Here is a 15343-nt window from a genome sequence, read left to right on the forward strand (position 1 = left end):
TCTCCTCTAAGCGACAATATCCAGGCCGCTCGGTCGGTCCGAACGGTAGCTGGTTAGTGGGATGGTTGGTGTTGAAGATCGCGTTGGTTGGAACGACGATCGTTGTTGGTTTTGTTGGGGATTCGAGTCGTTCGATGAACGTTGCTCATAAGAGATGTTCACATCGAGCGACTCATAGCCGAGTTGGTTCAAGCTCTCAACGAGCTGGCTACGATGGTGCTGCAGGATCTCGCTGGTCACTACTTCACTTGCGACGATCTTGGCATGAACTGCATCGTCGACATGTGAGACCTCGATCGTTAGAAATCCAAGTTCTTTCGGATTGACTTCTAAGTAAACCGACTTGTCGTCGGTGATCGCTGATTCGACAGCCTCACCGATCGATTCGCTGACCAAGCCAATTGCCGCAGCGTCAGGAGCTCCGTTGAGGAAATCTTCGAGCGATATCACGCCATCGAATTCCGACGGAACATCGGGTGTCGCGAAGGTGCTGCCAGATGCGTTGAGTGACGCCAGCGAATCAAGTTCACTTGCCGATCGCTCGACATCGAAATCGAAGGAGTAAGACGCCGCTTCGGGTTGCTGATGTACTCGTGGCTGCCACTGCTGGACTGCAAAGGAATTTGCAAACGAACCATTGTCAGTTGGCTCATCTTGCGCGGTCAGTTCTGCTTTGGCGGCGTCACGTGCTGCGTGATCCCCTTTCTGGGAAGCTTGCGAGTTTTCCTCAATCGCCTCCTCAAAGTTGCGTTTGTACTTGTCCGCTTCTTCGTTGGCTGCCGCGGCGCTGATTGTCTGCACATTGCTGTTTGCCGCATCGTCCGTCGCTAGATCGATTGATTCTTTTGTCGCGGCATTGGAATCAACAACAGACTTTGCAATCGCTTCTGAAACCGCTTCATCGTTCTGTGCAGCGTCTTTCGCGGCGGAGGATGATAGTTCCTCGTGATGCGTCTCTGCGGCGATAGAGTCCGCAACTAAGCTGCTTTGGAAGTCATCTGGATTTGTCGGTGAACTTGTGACCGAAGTCCCGACGGTTTGCTGAACCACCCCTTCCTCTGGATTCTGGTTGGGTGTCGCTTCGATGGTAGATGCTTCTGGCAATGATCGATCGTCCAGATTAGCTGATGTCGGTGGCGTGGCGTCAGATGACGCTCGCGCTGAACCGGCATCACTACGACCCTGTTGCGATGTTTCGACCTTGGTCGCAATATCAGCGGTCGTCGCACGGGGGTTGGACGATTCGGCAGATGGAATCGTCGTTGCTTCAGGCGTTTCCGTGCCGGAATCGGTTGGTGTCTCGCCGGATTTATTCGAATTCATACTCAGCGGCTTGAGGTCATCTAGCGTCGCTGTTGGCTCTTCCGGTTCTTCCATTCCGGCCAATGCGAATTCATTTGAGACACCGGATTCGTTGACCGTCTGCCCAACCGCGTTGGTGAGTTCTCCCTCAGCTGAAGACGACATAACGTCTTGAGGGGTTCCGGTTGCTACTTCGGCAACACTAGCCGTCGTGATTTGATTGGCGAAGAAGACTGGGGTGCTGACGTCCGCTCCATTCGACGGGGCCGAATGAGGAACATTTGCAACGACGAGCTCGGCAACGGACAGCATGCCGTCTTCGTTCATGCTCGCATCAATTTGCAGTTCGGTTGTTGATGCCACGTTTTCCGAATCGAGGATCGCTTTGGCGCCAGGCTTACTTGGAAATTCTGAACTTCCAGCGGAGTTAACCAACTGCTGCAGCGATTCGACATCAACCGAAGCCGACGCGAGCAATTCCTGTGACGAGATTGCAGCTGAAGTTACTTCTGCAGAAGCTTGCGCAAAGATTGATTCAAAAGATTCAGTGGCACCATCAGGGAGACCGGAGAGTTGGTCAGTACCATCCGCTGATTTGCCGGTCGAATAACCAGCGCCTGCTGAGAGGTTCAGCAGGAGATTGAAAGGGTTTGGCATCGTGTGATTTGAAAGAACGCGTTCCGAACAAAACGTGTGATTTCAAACCTAGGCAAACAGTGTGCCAATCGTTTCCAACCGGCAATTTTGCTGAGAATCAGCCGGACGATTTTTGCATCTATGACAAACGGACTTTTAAAGAAAAGTTAAAGTCTGCGGTCGGAAAGAATTGCTTTGCAAGCGAAGCAACTATTGCCGTCTAGCGTCCTGCGGAGACGCCATCCTTGAGTGGCTTTTAGGCGGCTTCCGGCTCACTGTCTGCTTCGCGATAACGGCGGATTTTGTTGGTCAAAGTGCGGGGAGAGATGCCAAGCTTGTCGGCGACGACTTGACGGTTTCCAAATGCTTCGATCGCAGCGGTGATTATCTTGCGTTCGACCTCTTCGAGGTTCATGTGAAGCCACTGGCTGGGCAGGTTTGGCTCCTGCGGTGGAGTCTTTCCCTCGACAGGTTGTTCCACAGCCGACGACTCAAGCCCGAGGTACTCGGCAGTAATGCGTGGCTGGTCGGTGAGTACGCAGGCGCGGTGAATGACGTTGCGCAATTCGCGGATATTACCTGGCCAATCATGTTTGGCGAGTGTCTTCATTGCAGTCGAATCGAAGCCTTCGATCCGAATTTGATTTTCTGATCGGAACAGATCCAGAAAATGCATCGCAAGCAGAGGGATATCCGAAATCCGTTTTCGTAGCGGCGGAATTTCGATGTTCAAGACGTTGATTCGGTGCAGAAGATCGAGCCGAAATTCGCCTTCTTCAACCGCGAGTTTTAGATCTCGGTTGGTCGCCGCGACAATACGAACATCATGTTCAAGTGTTTGGCTACTGCCGACACGTTCGAACGTCTTGGATTCCAAGACACGTAAGAGCTTGGATTGCAGGGGCAGCGGTATTTCACCGACCTCATCCAGGAACAACGTTCCGCCTCGTGCGACTTCAAACCGTCCTTCACGGGTCATGATCGCTCCCGAGAATGCACCTTTCTCGTGTCCGAACAATTCGCTTTCGAATAGATTCTCAGCGATAGCGGCACAGTTCACCGGCACGAATGGATGCTCGGAACGCGGGCTGGATTGATGAATCAGCTGTGCGAAAAGTTCTTTGCCCGTTCCACTTTCACCCGTCAGCAAGACGGGCGCCGTCGATCGCGCAGCCCGCTTTGCGAATTGAATGAGCTTCTCGACCTTCGTCGATTGAGTGATGATCATCCCCATTTGCCCCAAGGATGCAGATAAATCGTTTAGTGACGGTGTCGAAACACCCGTGCGGTTGCAAGTGCGGAATGCACCATCACAAGCTGTTAACTGTGATTGTTCGTGCGATAGGCATTTTGCATTTGGATCCCACGCACGCTTCCTTGAATCCGTGGGAAAAGACGTCGAAGCGAATCGACGGAGACCTTCTCAAGTTGAGCCAGTTTCGGCATCAAAGATTTGACAAGGTCGATGGTTTCGTCGGTGATTGCCTGAAGTTGCCCTGACAATTCACGCGACTCGCCAAGGTATGTTTCTCGAATCGGTCGAAGCTTTTCTTCGGTCTGTTTGACCAGCGCCATCTGTTCGCGAATCGGTTCGATAGCCCCGTGCGAATCGTTCGCATGCTCGTCGATGATCGCGTTCAGTTTTTCGTAGTGGCTTTTCAGCTCGCTGGTGTAATTGAACAGCAGCGTTTCATTGAGGTCCGACATTCTTTTCAACCCTCTCGACAATCATTTCGATTTCACCAGACAATTGTTCCATCGTTTCCACGCGTTTTTGTTCTGCCTCGGCATACTTGAGGTACCACTTCGCGGCTTGCACGGGATAGTCCGTGGACTTGTCGTTGGCAATGTCGCGTAGCGTTCCGATTGAACTTTCAAACGCTTGGGATTTCTGTTCGCATAACGCCGTCAGCAGTTCAAGCCACATCCGGTCTGATTGAGGAAGACCTTCTGTTTTGACTTCTTTCAATGCACGCAAAGCGGCGACATAGTTCCCGGTTCGGTACAGGCTTTCGCCAAGGGCGAGCGTATTGACAGGTTGAGGCAGCAATTGTTCGGCGCTGATATTTGGCGTACCGATGACCGACGCAGTCATCTCTTCTGGCTGCGGAGTTGTGGATTGCTCGGCAGCAGTCAACGATTGGTCGACACCGGGGTGAACTTCCGGCGTCATCGGGGCAACCGATTCGGTTGGCGGTGTCGGTTGCATCTTATGGTCCAGCGGCGATGGCCCACCAGCCCCGGCCATCTTTTCATCGCGACGAAGCTTCTGGAGGACTCGGATCCGATCACGGATCTCTTTCAGTTCTAACGCTGGGTCAGGACGCAACCCAGCGACTCCGTCCAGAACAGCGCCCGTGGTTGGAGATAGCGTCCCTGCACTAGTTGACATCGAAGGCTGGCTCAACGCATCACTGCCAGCCGATTCACGCGATTCTGCGGCTTGAAGTTGCCGCATCCGCTGCAGGCGTTCGGTTGCATTCACCAGGTTTTTCAGCCGACTCTGCAGGTCGTTTTCGGTCGACGCCGGCGTGGTCTGTGGTGTGGCTTGCGGAGCGGGCTCGATCTGGGGCGCGGACAATTCGGCCAGTGGATCGCTGCCGTCGTCAACGGATTGAGCCAAAGCAGCGCTCGTTGGCGTCAATAGACTGGCAAAGGCGGTTGCTGCCGCGAAGGTACCTGTGATCAGATACCGACTGGCAAAGTTTCTGGACGCGGTCTTGTTTTGAGGGATTTGGGTCATGGTGTGGCAACTCCCTGAGGTTCAGAGTCAGAGTTCGCTTTGATCGGTTCGGGGAGCAACCCGGCAAAACACAGGGTTGCGGCATAGTGTTGGCCTTTTTCATTAAGAACCATGCCCAACTTGTTGAGCGCCTCGGCTTGAATGGATTGGTCAACATCCAAGCTTACGATGCGGCGACAGATCGCTTCACATTGATCCAGTTGCTGAGCATCAAATTTGACATTTGCATGCAGCAACAGCACCTGTGGAAGCATTCCGAGGGTCACCTGTCCGAATCCCGCGATCGTTTCGTCCGCTTCTTGCAGCTTTTCTGCCTCGTAGTACGCCTTCGCAAGTTCCAGGCGAATCCGTTCGGACCAGAAACCGGCTGGTGCCGTCGCGAGTGCTTGTTTCAGGCTTTCGATCGCTTTGGTTTTGATGCCGACCAGCGCGTAGGCTTGCGACACGATCAATGCGTCTGCAAAACCTTTGGGGTCATCGGGTTTCATCATCGCAAGGGCCATGACCAATCGTTGCCCCTCGTCTTGCAGACCACCACGCGACGGGTTCCGCTGGTAGCGAGCGAAGCTCGAAAAGACGCTCGCCAGCCGGCGTTGCGAATCTCCGATGATCGCTTGGGATTGGTCGAACAGCACTTGATTCGCCGAATCTGGATCGTCGTTCAGCAAATAGGCTTTGGAAAGCGTCATCGCACATCGACTGAGGACTTCAGGGTCTTGAGCGCGGCGCAGGCCACGTGATCCGGCCGTGATTGCTTTTTCGGCCTGCCCGAGTTCCAGTTCCAATTTGGCGATCATTGCATAGACATCACCTTGCAGCGATGCGGTCAAGGTTTGGTCCAATGCCATGTAGCAAGCGTTTAGTGCGTCAAGCTTCTCGCCGTCCGCCAATTGCAGCGAAGCTTCGTTGAAATACAGCTTCGCACTTAACTCGTTGGTCGGAGTTTGCTCGCGAGCCATCTTGTAGCTTTCACGGGCTTCGTCCCAGCCGCCTGACAAACGCGAGTTGTTGCCTTCGTTCATCATTGCCGCGGTACGGCGAGGGCCTTCTGCTTCTTCCAGCTTTACCTGTCGCAGCATTCGCTGCACACGGGCCAAGTCATACGAGGCGATGTCTCGCGGTGACAGTTCATCGCGGTGCATGATGTTGACCTCGGAGGTTCCTTGGCTCCATGACAATACGACGGGTTCAAGGACGCTGTCGAGCACAAAAGAGAGCGGCATCGCGGTCGTTTGAATGTTGCACATACGTCCGACCAAGTCAGACTTCGCACGTTCGGTCAATGTGAAACGCAATTCTGAACCGCGTTCCAGTTCGCTAAGCAAACCGAGAACACTGAGTCCACGCACGTTTGCGGCAATCAAGATCAGCGTCGCATCAGGGCGAGGAGCCTGTAACACTTTCAATTGGCTTGGTTCGACCGACATTCCTTCTGCCGGGGTCTCCCAGTCGATCAAGGTCAGGATGTTGTCGACGACCAACGATGGCCAGAAGTATTCCATCGGCTCTTTTTGAAGTGCTTCGATGACAACTTCGCTGGACAGCAATCGCTTTTGCAAGCAGTCCGACAGTTGGGAAACGAGTTGTCCGCGGAGCAGCTTTGGATATTGCTCGCCGCCATAGAGCAAGAACAGTTCGCTCAGTAGTGAGCAGGAGTCTTCGAATTGGCCTCGGTTCTCCCAAACGCGTGCGATTCCTAAAAGACAGTTCGCTTGTGCAACAGAGCCTTTCTCGGAGACTCGAATCGCGCTGCGGTAATGCTTGATCGCATCGTCATGCAATTCGGCGAGTTCGGAAGCGAGAGCCAGTCGCATCAGCACCGCGTTGTCGGTGGGGACGTTCGAAGTCTTCCACAGTTTTTCGTAGTGCTTGATCGCACCGGTGTAGTTGCCACCGAGAAGCAGACGGTCGCCCAGTTCAACGATGTTCCAATCGACCGATTGGGTGCGTTTCATGGGAGGGCTGATCTCGCTCCAGACATCCTCGACCGGTGCGGTTGGGGTGTCGGTGGGAAGCGGTGTTTCTTCTGCGGTTTCGGGTTGAGGGTTCTCCCTCACTTCGTCTTCGAAGGGCCATGTTTCGTCGATTTCGTCCTCATCGAGAGCGGGCGAGTCGCCTACTTCGGTCGCCACGATCTCATTTTCGGCAACGGAATCAGCGGCCGGATCAGGCCAATTGTAGACCAGCCCGCCGATCGCACCGACCGCGAGAAACACGGTAATCCAGACGATTTCCGCTCGAAACACCAGTAAAAGCCCCGTTTTTGGATGGTTCGTTTCACAGTCAACGAACTCTGTATTTACTTCGGGACCGTTGTAATCGGAATATCTTTCCTGGTCCCTGTAATCGCTACCGGTGTATCGACTTAAAAAGCTTTACGGCTTGAAGATTTTGTACGCAAGTTGGTACTGGACCTCTCGACAACCACTTGCAGTCACTCACCTGCGGAGAAATCCAAATGAGAATCAACCCAACTGGTAATTCGTTGCCGTCTGATATTAAGCGGCTCGATCCTAAAGGTCCAAGCGGACAATCGGCATCGCGGGCCGAAGAGTCTGCCGCCAGTGTTTCGACATCGGCGGATTCAATTCAATTGGATTCCATTCGCGAACTGTCACAGGTCCTCGAACAAGCAGCTGATGTGCGAGAGTCCGTGGTAGAGGATGTCAAACTGAAACTACAAAGCGGTGAATACCTGACCCGAGAGGCAGCCGTCAGTACGGCCAGGTCAATTCTCGACTTGTAGTGCTCGTGTGATCTCCAGTTTTTCGCCCGAGGCGCCACGGATGCACTGATTGACATGGAAGTTCCGTTGATCCCCTAATCCTGAGTTAGCAAGAGATGACCTTAACTATACAAAACAATGTCGGTGCACTGAACGCCCGCAACAACCTCAACCGTTCGAGCAGCGCTTTGAACAAGTCGATCGAGCGATTGTCGACCGGCTTCAAAGTCAACCGCGGTGCTGACGGCCCTGCTGCGTTGGTTATTTCGGAAAAACAGCGAGCTCAAATTGCTGGTCTGAAAACCGCGATTGCCAACACCGAAAAAGCTGTTTCCGTCGTTCAAACCGCCGAAGGTGCATTGAACGAAATCAACAGCATCCTGATCAAAGTCCGTTCGTTGGCTTTGGATTCGGCTAACTCGGGTGTCAACGACGCTGACGCGTTCGCTGCCAACCAAGCCGAAATCGATAACGCCCTGGATACGATCAACCGTATCTCGTCTAACACCCAGTTCGGCGAGAAATCGCTGCTGGACGGATCGGCTGGCGTAACAGGCACTGCGTCGGTCCCAGCGACCGTGACCTTCCTGAAGGGTACCGGCGACACTAGCGGCGGCACCTACGCTGTTGCAGTGACCACGGCTGGCGAGCGTGCAAACATCACCGGTGGTACGTCACAAACGACCGCTTTGGCGGCCGACGAAGTCCTGACGGTCAACGGTGTTAGCATCAAATTGAATGCTGGGTTGAGCCAAACGGGCGTGATCGCTCGTATCAACGAGTTTACCGACCAGACCGGCGTTGTCGCTGAGAACCGTTCGGGCGGAACTCGCCTGTACTCGAAAGAGTTCGGCGCCGACGCAGAAATCGAAGTTGTTTCGGACAAAGCCGCAGCCACCAGCTCCTCCGGTTTCGGCACCACCTTGTTGACCGACACTGGTCTCAACATTCAAGGTACGATCGACGGTGTTGCGGCTTCAGGTAAAGGCAACACGCTGACGAGCGTTTCTGGTGCTTCGACGGGCGCTGTGATTCGCCTTGCCGCTGACACGACGAACGCCGCCCTGTCGGTGAACGGTGCTCAGGGCAATATTTCTGTCCAGAACAACTCTCTGGTCTTCCAGATCGGTGCGAACCAAAACCAAACTGCCAAGATCGCTATTCAAAGCATCAAAGCCGATTCGTTGGGTGTCGCGGTAACCGGCACGAAGTTCAATAGCTTGAACGAAGTCGACGTCACCTCGTTCGATAACGCTCAAGACGCATTGAAAGTGATTGACGCGGCGATTGACGAACTTTCCAACATTCGTGGTGACTTGGGTGCATTCCAAGCCAACACGCTGGAATCGATCGGCAACAACATGCGTTCGACTCTGGAAAACACCGTGAACGCCGAATCGGTCATCCGTGACACCGACTTCGCCGAGGAAATCTCGAAGTTCACCAACAACCAGATCTTGGTCCAAGCCGGTACTTCGGTACTGTCGAGTGCCAACCAAACCACGCAATCGATTCTGTCCTTGCTGCAGTAACGCTTGCGATTGTGATCAGACCGGGGGGAGGCGAGCAGCACGCTCGCCTCCCCTAACGGTCGTGATCGAAGCATCTTGGCTGAGGGACTTTTCGAGGCGTCCGCAGTCGTCGTTTTCTTCGCATCGGCTTGATTGAAAAAGCCCATGCGAAGCAACCGGAATGATTTCGATGCTTGCCCCGAAGAATCGGTATCGACGATACCGGGTCATTTTGCCTAAGTCATCGTGCTACCTCATAGATTGAAGGGATGACGTGAAAGTCAGGTGACGGATTACCGACTTTAAGTTGTGATCGGTTAGACGCCGTCGAAGCAAAAGTCGTAGAGTCTTCAATGGCGAGGTGTGGACGACGAGAGATAGGCATATTCCAGTGGTAGGGCAACTAAAATGTTTAGTATCGACGGGCTCGTATCAGGCTTCGATACGACCAGCATCATTGACAGCCTCTTGGCTTTCCAGCAGCGCCAAATTGATACTTTCAATTCGCGAAAGGCTGAAGTCGCCACCAAGCAGACCTCCTTCAAGGGTGTCGAGGCTCAGCTCCTGACGCTTCAATCGTCGCTCGGACGATTGAATCGCGCAACCGCTTCGGTGTTTGATGCGCGAAACACAACCACCACAAACAAGGACGTTGTGACAGCGACAGCCGGCAGCGGCGCGATCGCGACCAATTACCAACTGAGCGTCGATCAATTGGCGACCGCCCATCAGATCGCATCGCAGGGCTTTTCCTCGACCAGCGATCAAATCGGCACCGGCGAAATCAGTTTTAAAGTCGGCAACAATGCTGCGCAGACGATCACGATCGACAGCAGCAACAACACGCTGCAAGGATTCGTCAATACGATCAACGAGCAGGTCGACGATATCAGTGCGAGTGTGGTCTTTGATCAAGCCAGCAATTCGCACCGAATCTTGCTGACGTCTCAGCATACTGGTGCCGAAAACGTCATCAACGTGACCAACAACTTGGATCCATTGGAAGGCATCCTGCCGGACTTTACCGGGCCTGCCGTTCAACCGCCTCTCAACGCGATCATCACGCTCGGTTCGGGGCTAGGTGCCATCCAGGCTCAGTATGATTCGAATACGGTCGACGGGTTGATCGAAGATGTCACGCTGGAACTGAAGAAAGCAGATCCGGGAAGCGTGATTACGATCGGCGTGGAAGAAGACGTTGAAACTGCCAAAGAAGCAGTGACCGATTTCGTCGAAGACTTCAATTCGATCATCGACTTCATTACCGAGCAAACGCGTTACAACCCCGACACTCAAGAAGCGAGTCCGCTGCTTGGTGACCGTTCTGTTAGCACGATCAAAAACCAACTTTTGTCGATCGTGTCAGGCACGGTTCCCGGTTCGGATCTCTCGCGACTGAGCCAAATTGGGATCGACATTGACGCCCGTGGCAAGTTGAGCGTTGACGATACAAAGCTGACTTCTGCGTTGAAGGGCGAATTAGAAGGAGTCGATCCCGAAAGTGTGCGAAAACTGTTCGGGCTCAATGGTACTTCGGACAGTTCTGGGATTCGATACCTAGGCGGTACCGTCCGTACCAAGCCAACGAACAATATTCCGTACAAAGTCGATGTGACGCAAGCAGCCGAGCGTGCATTGGTGACTGCAACCAATGCCGCCGCCGCATCGACTGTCATCGATTCGTCGAACAAAGAGTTTCAAATCTCAGTCGATGGCATCACCAGTGAGACGCTTTCGCTAAGCGAAGGAACGTACACGACCCAAGAACTGGCGTCGCAACTCGAAAAGGTCATTAACAAATCGAGCAAACTTGGCGTTCACGACGTCAGTGTGAGCGTTGATGGCGATGGGCACTTCGTGATCCAAACGGAAGCGTACGGATCGGCGGCAAAGATCGAGGGTTTCACTGGGACTGCCGCAACAGCTCTCGGATTTGACGGAACCGAAATCGACAACGGCGTCAACGTTGCCGGGAAGTTTATCGTTAATGGCGTAGAGGAAATTGCCAGCGGAACAGGACGTATCCTCACCGGTGATCCCAAAAACGAGAACACCGCCGACTTGCGTGTCGAAATCACGCTTGGACCTGCCGATGTTGTCGCTGGTGCTGAAGGGGAACTCTCCGTCACCGAAGGTATTACCGGACAGCTGAACGACTATATTCGCGAAGTCATGGACTCCGAATCGGGTTTGCTGAAAACGGTAAACGATAGTTTCGAATCTCGGATCGAATCAATCGATAAGTCGATTGAACAAGTCGAGGAGTTGACGGAAACGAAACGACAATACTTGCTCGAAGAATTCGCCGCGCTCGAAAGCGTGATCAACGAGCTTCAAACGACCGGTAACTTTATCTCCTCGCAACTCACCAACCTGAGTTCGCTGAAGACTGGCGGCAACAAGTAACCAAAACGAATGGGGGCTATTCGATGCAACACGTAGCACAATACCAAAAGAAGAGCATTAGCAGCGGGTGGACTCGCGTGGACATGCTTCTGATGCTTTATGACAAAGCGCTTGCTGCGGTCGAGGCCTGCGAAATCGCACACGAAACTGGCGACCAAGCTCTGTTTACCAAACACGAGATTCAGGCGCGCAAAGTGTTTGTCGCGCTGCTTTCGGGACTGAAAACAGACGAAGACGAAGTCGCATACAACATTGCCCGCTTGCTTGACTTTGTGCTGTTCACGTTCGAAGAGCGTCGATTCGATTCATGCAAGACGATCTTGAATCAAGTCCGCGATAGCTTCGCCCAAGTTGCCGAGCAAGTGAACGAGATGGAGCGAAATGGCCAAATTCCCGCCATGCCCGATTCCGATTCGTTCCAGTCAATCGCCTGATCGAACGATCAAATTGCGAGAAATACGAAAGGCCACCGCTCAAACAGCGGTGGCCTTTTCGTTGAGGCATCGGTCTTTATGGAACCGTGTCGATCAAGTCCTCACGCCTGCGTTAGTACTGCCGAATGATGTTGCAGACCCGTTCAATATCCTGCTCATCAATGTCGCTTCCTGTCGGTAGACAAATCACCTGCTGGCAAGCCGTTTCCGTGTGCGGAAGGACCAAGTCTTGATTGAATGGCTGCGACCGGTACGGTTCCATCCGATGGCAGCCGGGGAAAAAGTAGCGACGAGCGCGAACGTTGTTTTCATGCAGTCGTTGCATCACTTGATCGCGCGTTTCGCCCCGCCGTTGTGCGTCGATTTCGATGACAACGTACTGCCAATTCGTCTTTTCGACGTGGTCGTACGTCAAGAAGCGGATTCCGTCGACTGTTTCGAGGTGCGCTTGATAGAGTGAGTGCTTGTAGCGATTGGCGGATTGAATTTCGTCAAGCATTGGCAACAGCGAAAGCCCCATCGCCGCACAGATTTCGGGCATCTTTGCGTTTGTGCCGAGATGAATTACTTCGTCCATTCCGGCGAATCCGAAGTTCCGCATCAGCTGCAATCGCTCCGCCAATTCGTCGTCGTTTGTTGCGATCGCACCGCCTTCAAAGGTATTGAAGAACTTCGTCGCATGAAAACTAAACACTTCGCAATTTCCAAAATTGCCAATCATCTTGCCTTGATGACAACTTCCAAAGGCATGAGCGGCGTCGTAGATCACTGCCAGTTTATGGTCCGAGGCAATTTGCGCAATCGCTTCGGTGTCACAGGGGATTCCCCAAACATGTACGCCCATGATCGCACTGGTTTCGGCGGTGATCTTCTCAGAAATACTTTCCGGCGAAATCGAGTGTGTCTTCGGATCGATATCTGCAAAGATCGGGGTTAACCCTTCCCACTGAGCAGCGTGAGGTGTCGCCGCGAAGGTAAACGATGGCACGATGACCTGGCCGGACAGGTCCAAAGCATGGCAGGCGAGTTGCAATCCGACAGTCGCGTTACAAACGGCGATACAGTGTTTGACGCCAAGGTAGTCCTTCAGTTGGCTTTCGAGCTCTTGGACCACACATCCATTGTTCGTAAACCAACGGCGTTCAAAGATCTCGTCAACAAGTTGATTGAAGCGTTTTCGGTCGCCAACATTCGGGGCGCCCACATGCAGCATTCGTTGGCGATCAAGTTGACGATCGCTTCGAGATGACGGTTGGATGGTAGACATTCCGGCTCGTGCGTCGCGCGTTTTCTATCTGAATTCACTGGTACCTACTGTTTTCGGTACCGACGCGAATCGCGCTAGACGTTAAAAGCCGTTTTGACGGTCGAGTGTTCGGATCAGCGTGAGGGTTTTCGGACAGGTTGCCGGGGTGATTCAACTAGCTTCGTTCGCACACCAAATAGATGCTGGAACATAGATCCGGGTAAAGCTGGCCGAGTTGATAGCAGCCTTCGAGGTACTCGTCGGAGATAATGTCGGTGTTGAGTAATCGGTCCCACTGAAAGTTTGCGAGCGCTTTAAAAAATACCCCGCTTCGATAGATCACATTCAGTCCGGCGGCGCGTGCGTCACGTTCCAGCGTGTCCAATGAGTACGTGATGCGGTGTCCGTGTTTTCGCTCGGCTTCGGTGACAGCCGCATTGTGCGTGATCAAACCCATCTTCACGGCGATCTGTCGCGAAGGTGCATTGGCGTTCGGGCAAGCCAGAAAAAAAAGACCACCTTCGGAAAGCCACTCGTCGTTGATGCGACGAAGGACCCCCACCGGGTCGTCCAGGTGTTCCAGGACATGAGTCAGCACGATGTTGTCGAATTGACGGTCTAGGGTGACATCTTCGAACAATGCTTGGACGCATTCGACACGTTCACCGAGTTCTGATTTTAGGGCCGCAACGGCATCGCCGGACGCCTCGATGCATGTGACCGTTTCGAAATGCTGCAGAAGACGCTTCGTAAAGTCGCCCTTGTAGCTGCCAAGCTCCAAACAGTTCCCGGTTTGGAAAAACGGTGCAAAGGAACGCACCATCATCGGGTGGATCACGTCCAGATCAAAATTGTACGCATATTTGCGTTCACTGTTGTCACGTAGTTCGGCGTCGTAGTCACGTGGTGCGGGGCTAATCGTCATTGGTCTCTCCCAAGTCAAATTGCATCGTCAATTCGTCATCGTGCTCGGCCGTGATGCGATAACCAAGACTGCGATAAAGCTGAAGTGCCGGAATGTTGTCTGTGGATACGTTGAGAGCGATTTGGCGATGTCCAAAACGTTTCGCATTGTCGCTTAAGTTACCCAATAGGTGTTTCGCAATGCCGAGGCCTCGATAGTCCGCCTTAACGCTGACATTCGTAATGAAAACCTGACGACCAGACTCTTTCGTCGGATAATAAGCGGCGACCAGACCTACGAGCTCGCTGGCGTACCAAGCTTCCACTAATTTTGCTAGAGAAGCAAGTTTTGCCGCATAGGATTGAAGATCAACTCGTGTTTCGAGCGGCGGTACAAAGTGAACGGAGCAGCAGCGAAGGTGTTCGTAGATCTCTGCTTCACTGGCAGTGCCAAGTTGGTATCGGATCGCTGGGGGGCTGTCTTGCATCGCGATTCCTATTCGGCAACGGCGAGACCAAAGCCGTGACGCCCAAATGCGTTTCCGTTGTACAGCAAGTAAAGTTTGTCTTGAAAGCGAAAGACGTGCGGATAGCACATCATCTCATGATCCCAGTCCGTCGGATCTGTCGAGCGGTGGATGCCGACATTGGCATCGTCGCGAGTCCAGCTTGCGAGATCGTCCGAGTAGGCATATCCCAGTCGGTAGCCGCGATCGGGATTGGTGCGAAAGTCGCTCGCATATCGATAGCAGAAATACATGTGATACCGGCCATCGTTTTCAATGACCGTTGGCAATGCTTGGCATTCATCGTCGCCTATCGAATCGTCAATCAAAGATTCAATCGCACTACGTGTCCATTGGACGCCATCATCAGATGTGGCGTGCGCGATTTTATAGATTCGTTCTGCTTCGGATGAATTGGCAAACTGTTTCCATGGTCGCCCATAGATGTACCACATATGGAAACGGCCTGCGAAGAACTTGACGAAGCCATCGCCAACGAGGCAGGGTTCGTGCAAACTGGATGACAGCACTGGACCAGGCCCCAGCCGAGTAAAAGTCGCTCCATCGTCATGGCTGATCGCCAGTCCGATTCCCGTTTCGACACTGACCGCGTGCCTGCGACTCCACCCGCACGTGTATCCGTACACCCGATCGCCAACTCGGACGACGTTCAGCGGAAAGATCCCGTGTTCATCAAAGCAGCCAAGTTCGCCAAGCGGCAGGACGGCTTGGTTGCTGACATGTTGGATCGTTTGAAAATTGGCGTCAAAGTCTACATAGCAGACTTGGCTCAAGAATTTGCCAGAATCTTGATCCACCGATCGTGTTGAAAAATAGATGCGAACCGCATCATTGTTGATCAGGACTTGCGGTGATTGTGCAAATTCCTGACAACCTAGCGGCAACTTGTGATCGCGCGGGTCGAATAGCT

General features: G+C 53.2%; 13 protein-coding genes. 4 read left to right on the plus strand and 9 right to left on the minus strand.

What is annotated here, in order from left to right; genetic code table 11:
* Positions 1–6: 6 nt before the first annotated feature.
* From CGZ80_RS19995 to CGZ80_RS20015, 5 genes are all read right to left on the minus strand, one after another.
* Positions 7–1959, minus strand: a complete 1953-nt coding sequence (locus CGZ80_RS19995) for a flagellar hook-length control protein FliK (protein WP_094417450.1) — start codon at positions 1957–1959, stop codon at positions 7–9.
* A 235-nt stretch (positions 1960–2194) separates the two neighbouring features.
* A complete protein-coding gene (locus CGZ80_RS20000) occupies positions 2195–3166 on the minus strand; it encodes a sigma-54 interaction domain-containing protein (protein WP_158222793.1) in 972 nt (323 codons plus the stop codon).
* Between the two features lie 92 nt (positions 3167–3258).
* Positions 3259–3645 (minus strand): hypothetical protein, encoded by a 387-nt coding sequence (locus CGZ80_RS20005; RefSeq protein WP_094417452.1) that lies wholly within the window; start codon positions 3643–3645, stop codon positions 3259–3261.
* Complete coding sequence (locus CGZ80_RS20010; protein WP_094417453.1) at positions 3629–4681, minus strand: hypothetical protein; 1053 nt, start codon at positions 4679–4681, stop codon at positions 3629–3631. The genes CGZ80_RS20005 and CGZ80_RS20010 overlap by 17 nt, the downstream gene beginning before the upstream one ends.
* Complete coding sequence (locus CGZ80_RS20015; RefSeq protein WP_094417454.1) at positions 4678–6927, minus strand: hypothetical protein; 2250 nt, start codon at positions 6925–6927, stop codon at positions 4678–4680. Before CGZ80_RS20015 ends, CGZ80_RS20010 begins: the two co-directional genes overlap by 4 nt.
* Before the next feature lie 212 nt (positions 6928–7139).
* Between CGZ80_RS20015 and CGZ80_RS20020 the strand changes: the two genes are divergently transcribed.
* The 4 genes from CGZ80_RS20020 to CGZ80_RS20040 all read left to right on the plus strand — a co-directional run bounded on the left by CGZ80_RS20020 (position 7140) and on the right by CGZ80_RS20040 (position 11757).
* Positions 7140–7427 carry a hypothetical protein gene (locus CGZ80_RS20020; protein WP_094417455.1) on the plus strand — a complete coding sequence of 96 codons (288 nt, stop codon included), beginning with the start codon at positions 7140–7142 and terminating at the stop codon, positions 7425–7427.
* Between the two features lie 95 nt (positions 7428–7522).
* The gene (locus CGZ80_RS20025; RefSeq protein ID WP_094417456.1) at positions 7523–8938 is read left to right on the plus strand and encodes a flagellin; all 1416 of its coding nucleotides are present in this window, start codon (positions 7523–7525) and stop codon (positions 8936–8938) included.
* Between the two features lie 387 nt (positions 8939–9325).
* Positions 9326–11323, plus strand: coding sequence for a flagellar filament capping protein FliD (fliD, locus tag CGZ80_RS20035; protein WP_094417458.1), 1998 nt, complete (start codon positions 9326–9328; stop codon positions 11321–11323).
* Positions 11324–11346: 23 nt separating this feature from the next.
* Positions 11347–11757 carry a flagellar protein FliS gene (locus CGZ80_RS20040; protein WP_094417459.1) on the plus strand — a complete coding sequence of 137 codons (411 nt, stop codon included), beginning with the start codon at positions 11347–11349 and terminating at the stop codon, positions 11755–11757.
* A gap of 112 nt (positions 11758–11869) precedes the next feature.
* On the opposite strand, the gene CGZ80_RS20045 is transcribed toward CGZ80_RS20040, so the two are convergent.
* The 4 genes from CGZ80_RS20045 to CGZ80_RS20060 form a co-directional block, all read right to left on the minus strand.
* Positions 11870–13024: a DegT/DnrJ/EryC1/StrS family aminotransferase gene (locus tag CGZ80_RS20045; protein ID WP_094417460.1), complete on the minus strand. Its 1155-nt coding sequence runs from the start codon at positions 13022–13024 to the stop codon at positions 11870–11872.
* A gap of 154 nt (positions 13025–13178) precedes the next feature.
* Complete coding sequence (locus CGZ80_RS20050) at positions 13179–13928, minus strand: class I SAM-dependent methyltransferase (RefSeq protein ID WP_094417461.1); 750 nt, start codon at positions 13926–13928, stop codon at positions 13179–13181.
* Positions 13918–14394, minus strand: a complete 477-nt coding sequence (locus CGZ80_RS20055; RefSeq protein WP_094417462.1) for a GNAT family N-acetyltransferase — start codon at positions 14392–14394, stop codon at positions 13918–13920. Before CGZ80_RS20055 ends, CGZ80_RS20050 begins: the two co-directional genes overlap by 11 nt.
* An 8-nt stretch (positions 14395–14402) precedes the next feature.
* Positions 14403–15230 (minus strand): hypothetical protein, encoded by an 828-nt coding sequence (locus CGZ80_RS20060; protein ID WP_198953741.1) that lies wholly within the window; start codon positions 15228–15230, stop codon positions 14403–14405.
* Positions 15231–15343: the final 113 nt, after the last annotated feature.

This window comes from Rhodopirellula sp. MGV (genome assembly GCF_002251265.1).
GTDB classification, from domain to species: domain Bacteria; phylum Planctomycetota; class Planctomycetia; order Pirellulales; family Pirellulaceae; genus Stieleria; species Stieleria baltica_A.

Bases quoted from the DNA above. Each gene is read 5' to 3' on its own strand.
- CGZ80_RS19995 (WP_094417450.1), bottom strand. From the start codon at position 1,959: ATGCCAAACCCTTTCAATCTCCTGCTGAACCTCTCAGCAGGCGCTGGT.
- CGZ80_RS20000 (WP_158222793.1), bottom strand. From the start codon at position 3,166: ATGATCATCACTCAATCGACGAAGGTCGAGAAGCTCATTCAATTCGCA.
- CGZ80_RS20005 (WP_094417452.1), bottom strand. From the start codon at position 3,645: ATGTCGGACCTCAATGAAACGCTGCTGTTCAATTACACCAGCGAGCTG.
- CGZ80_RS20010 (WP_094417453.1), bottom strand. From the start codon at position 4,681: ATGACCCAAATCCCTCAAAACAAGACCGCGTCCAGAAACTTTGCCAGT.
- CGZ80_RS20020 (WP_094417455.1), top strand. From the start codon at position 7,140: ATGAGAATCAACCCAACTGGTAATTCGTTGCCGTCTGATATTAAGCGG.
- CGZ80_RS20025 (WP_094417456.1), top strand. From the start codon at position 7,523: ATGACCTTAACTATACAAAACAATGTCGGTGCACTGAACGCCCGCAAC.
- fliD (WP_094417458.1), top strand. From the start codon at position 9,326: ATGTTTAGTATCGACGGGCTCGTATCAGGCTTCGATACGACCAGCATC.
- CGZ80_RS20040 (WP_094417459.1), top strand. From the start codon at position 11,347: ATGCAACACGTAGCACAATACCAAAAGAAGAGCATTAGCAGCGGGTGG.
- CGZ80_RS20045 (WP_094417460.1), bottom strand. From the start codon at position 13,024: ATGTCTACCATCCAACCGTCATCTCGAAGCGATCGTCAACTTGATCGC.
- CGZ80_RS20050 (WP_094417461.1), bottom strand. From the start codon at position 13,928: ATGACGATTAGCCCCGCACCACGTGACTACGACGCCGAACTACGTGAC.
- CGZ80_RS20055 (WP_094417462.1), bottom strand. From the start codon at position 14,394: ATGCAAGACAGCCCCCCAGCGATCCGATACCAACTTGGCACTGCCAGT.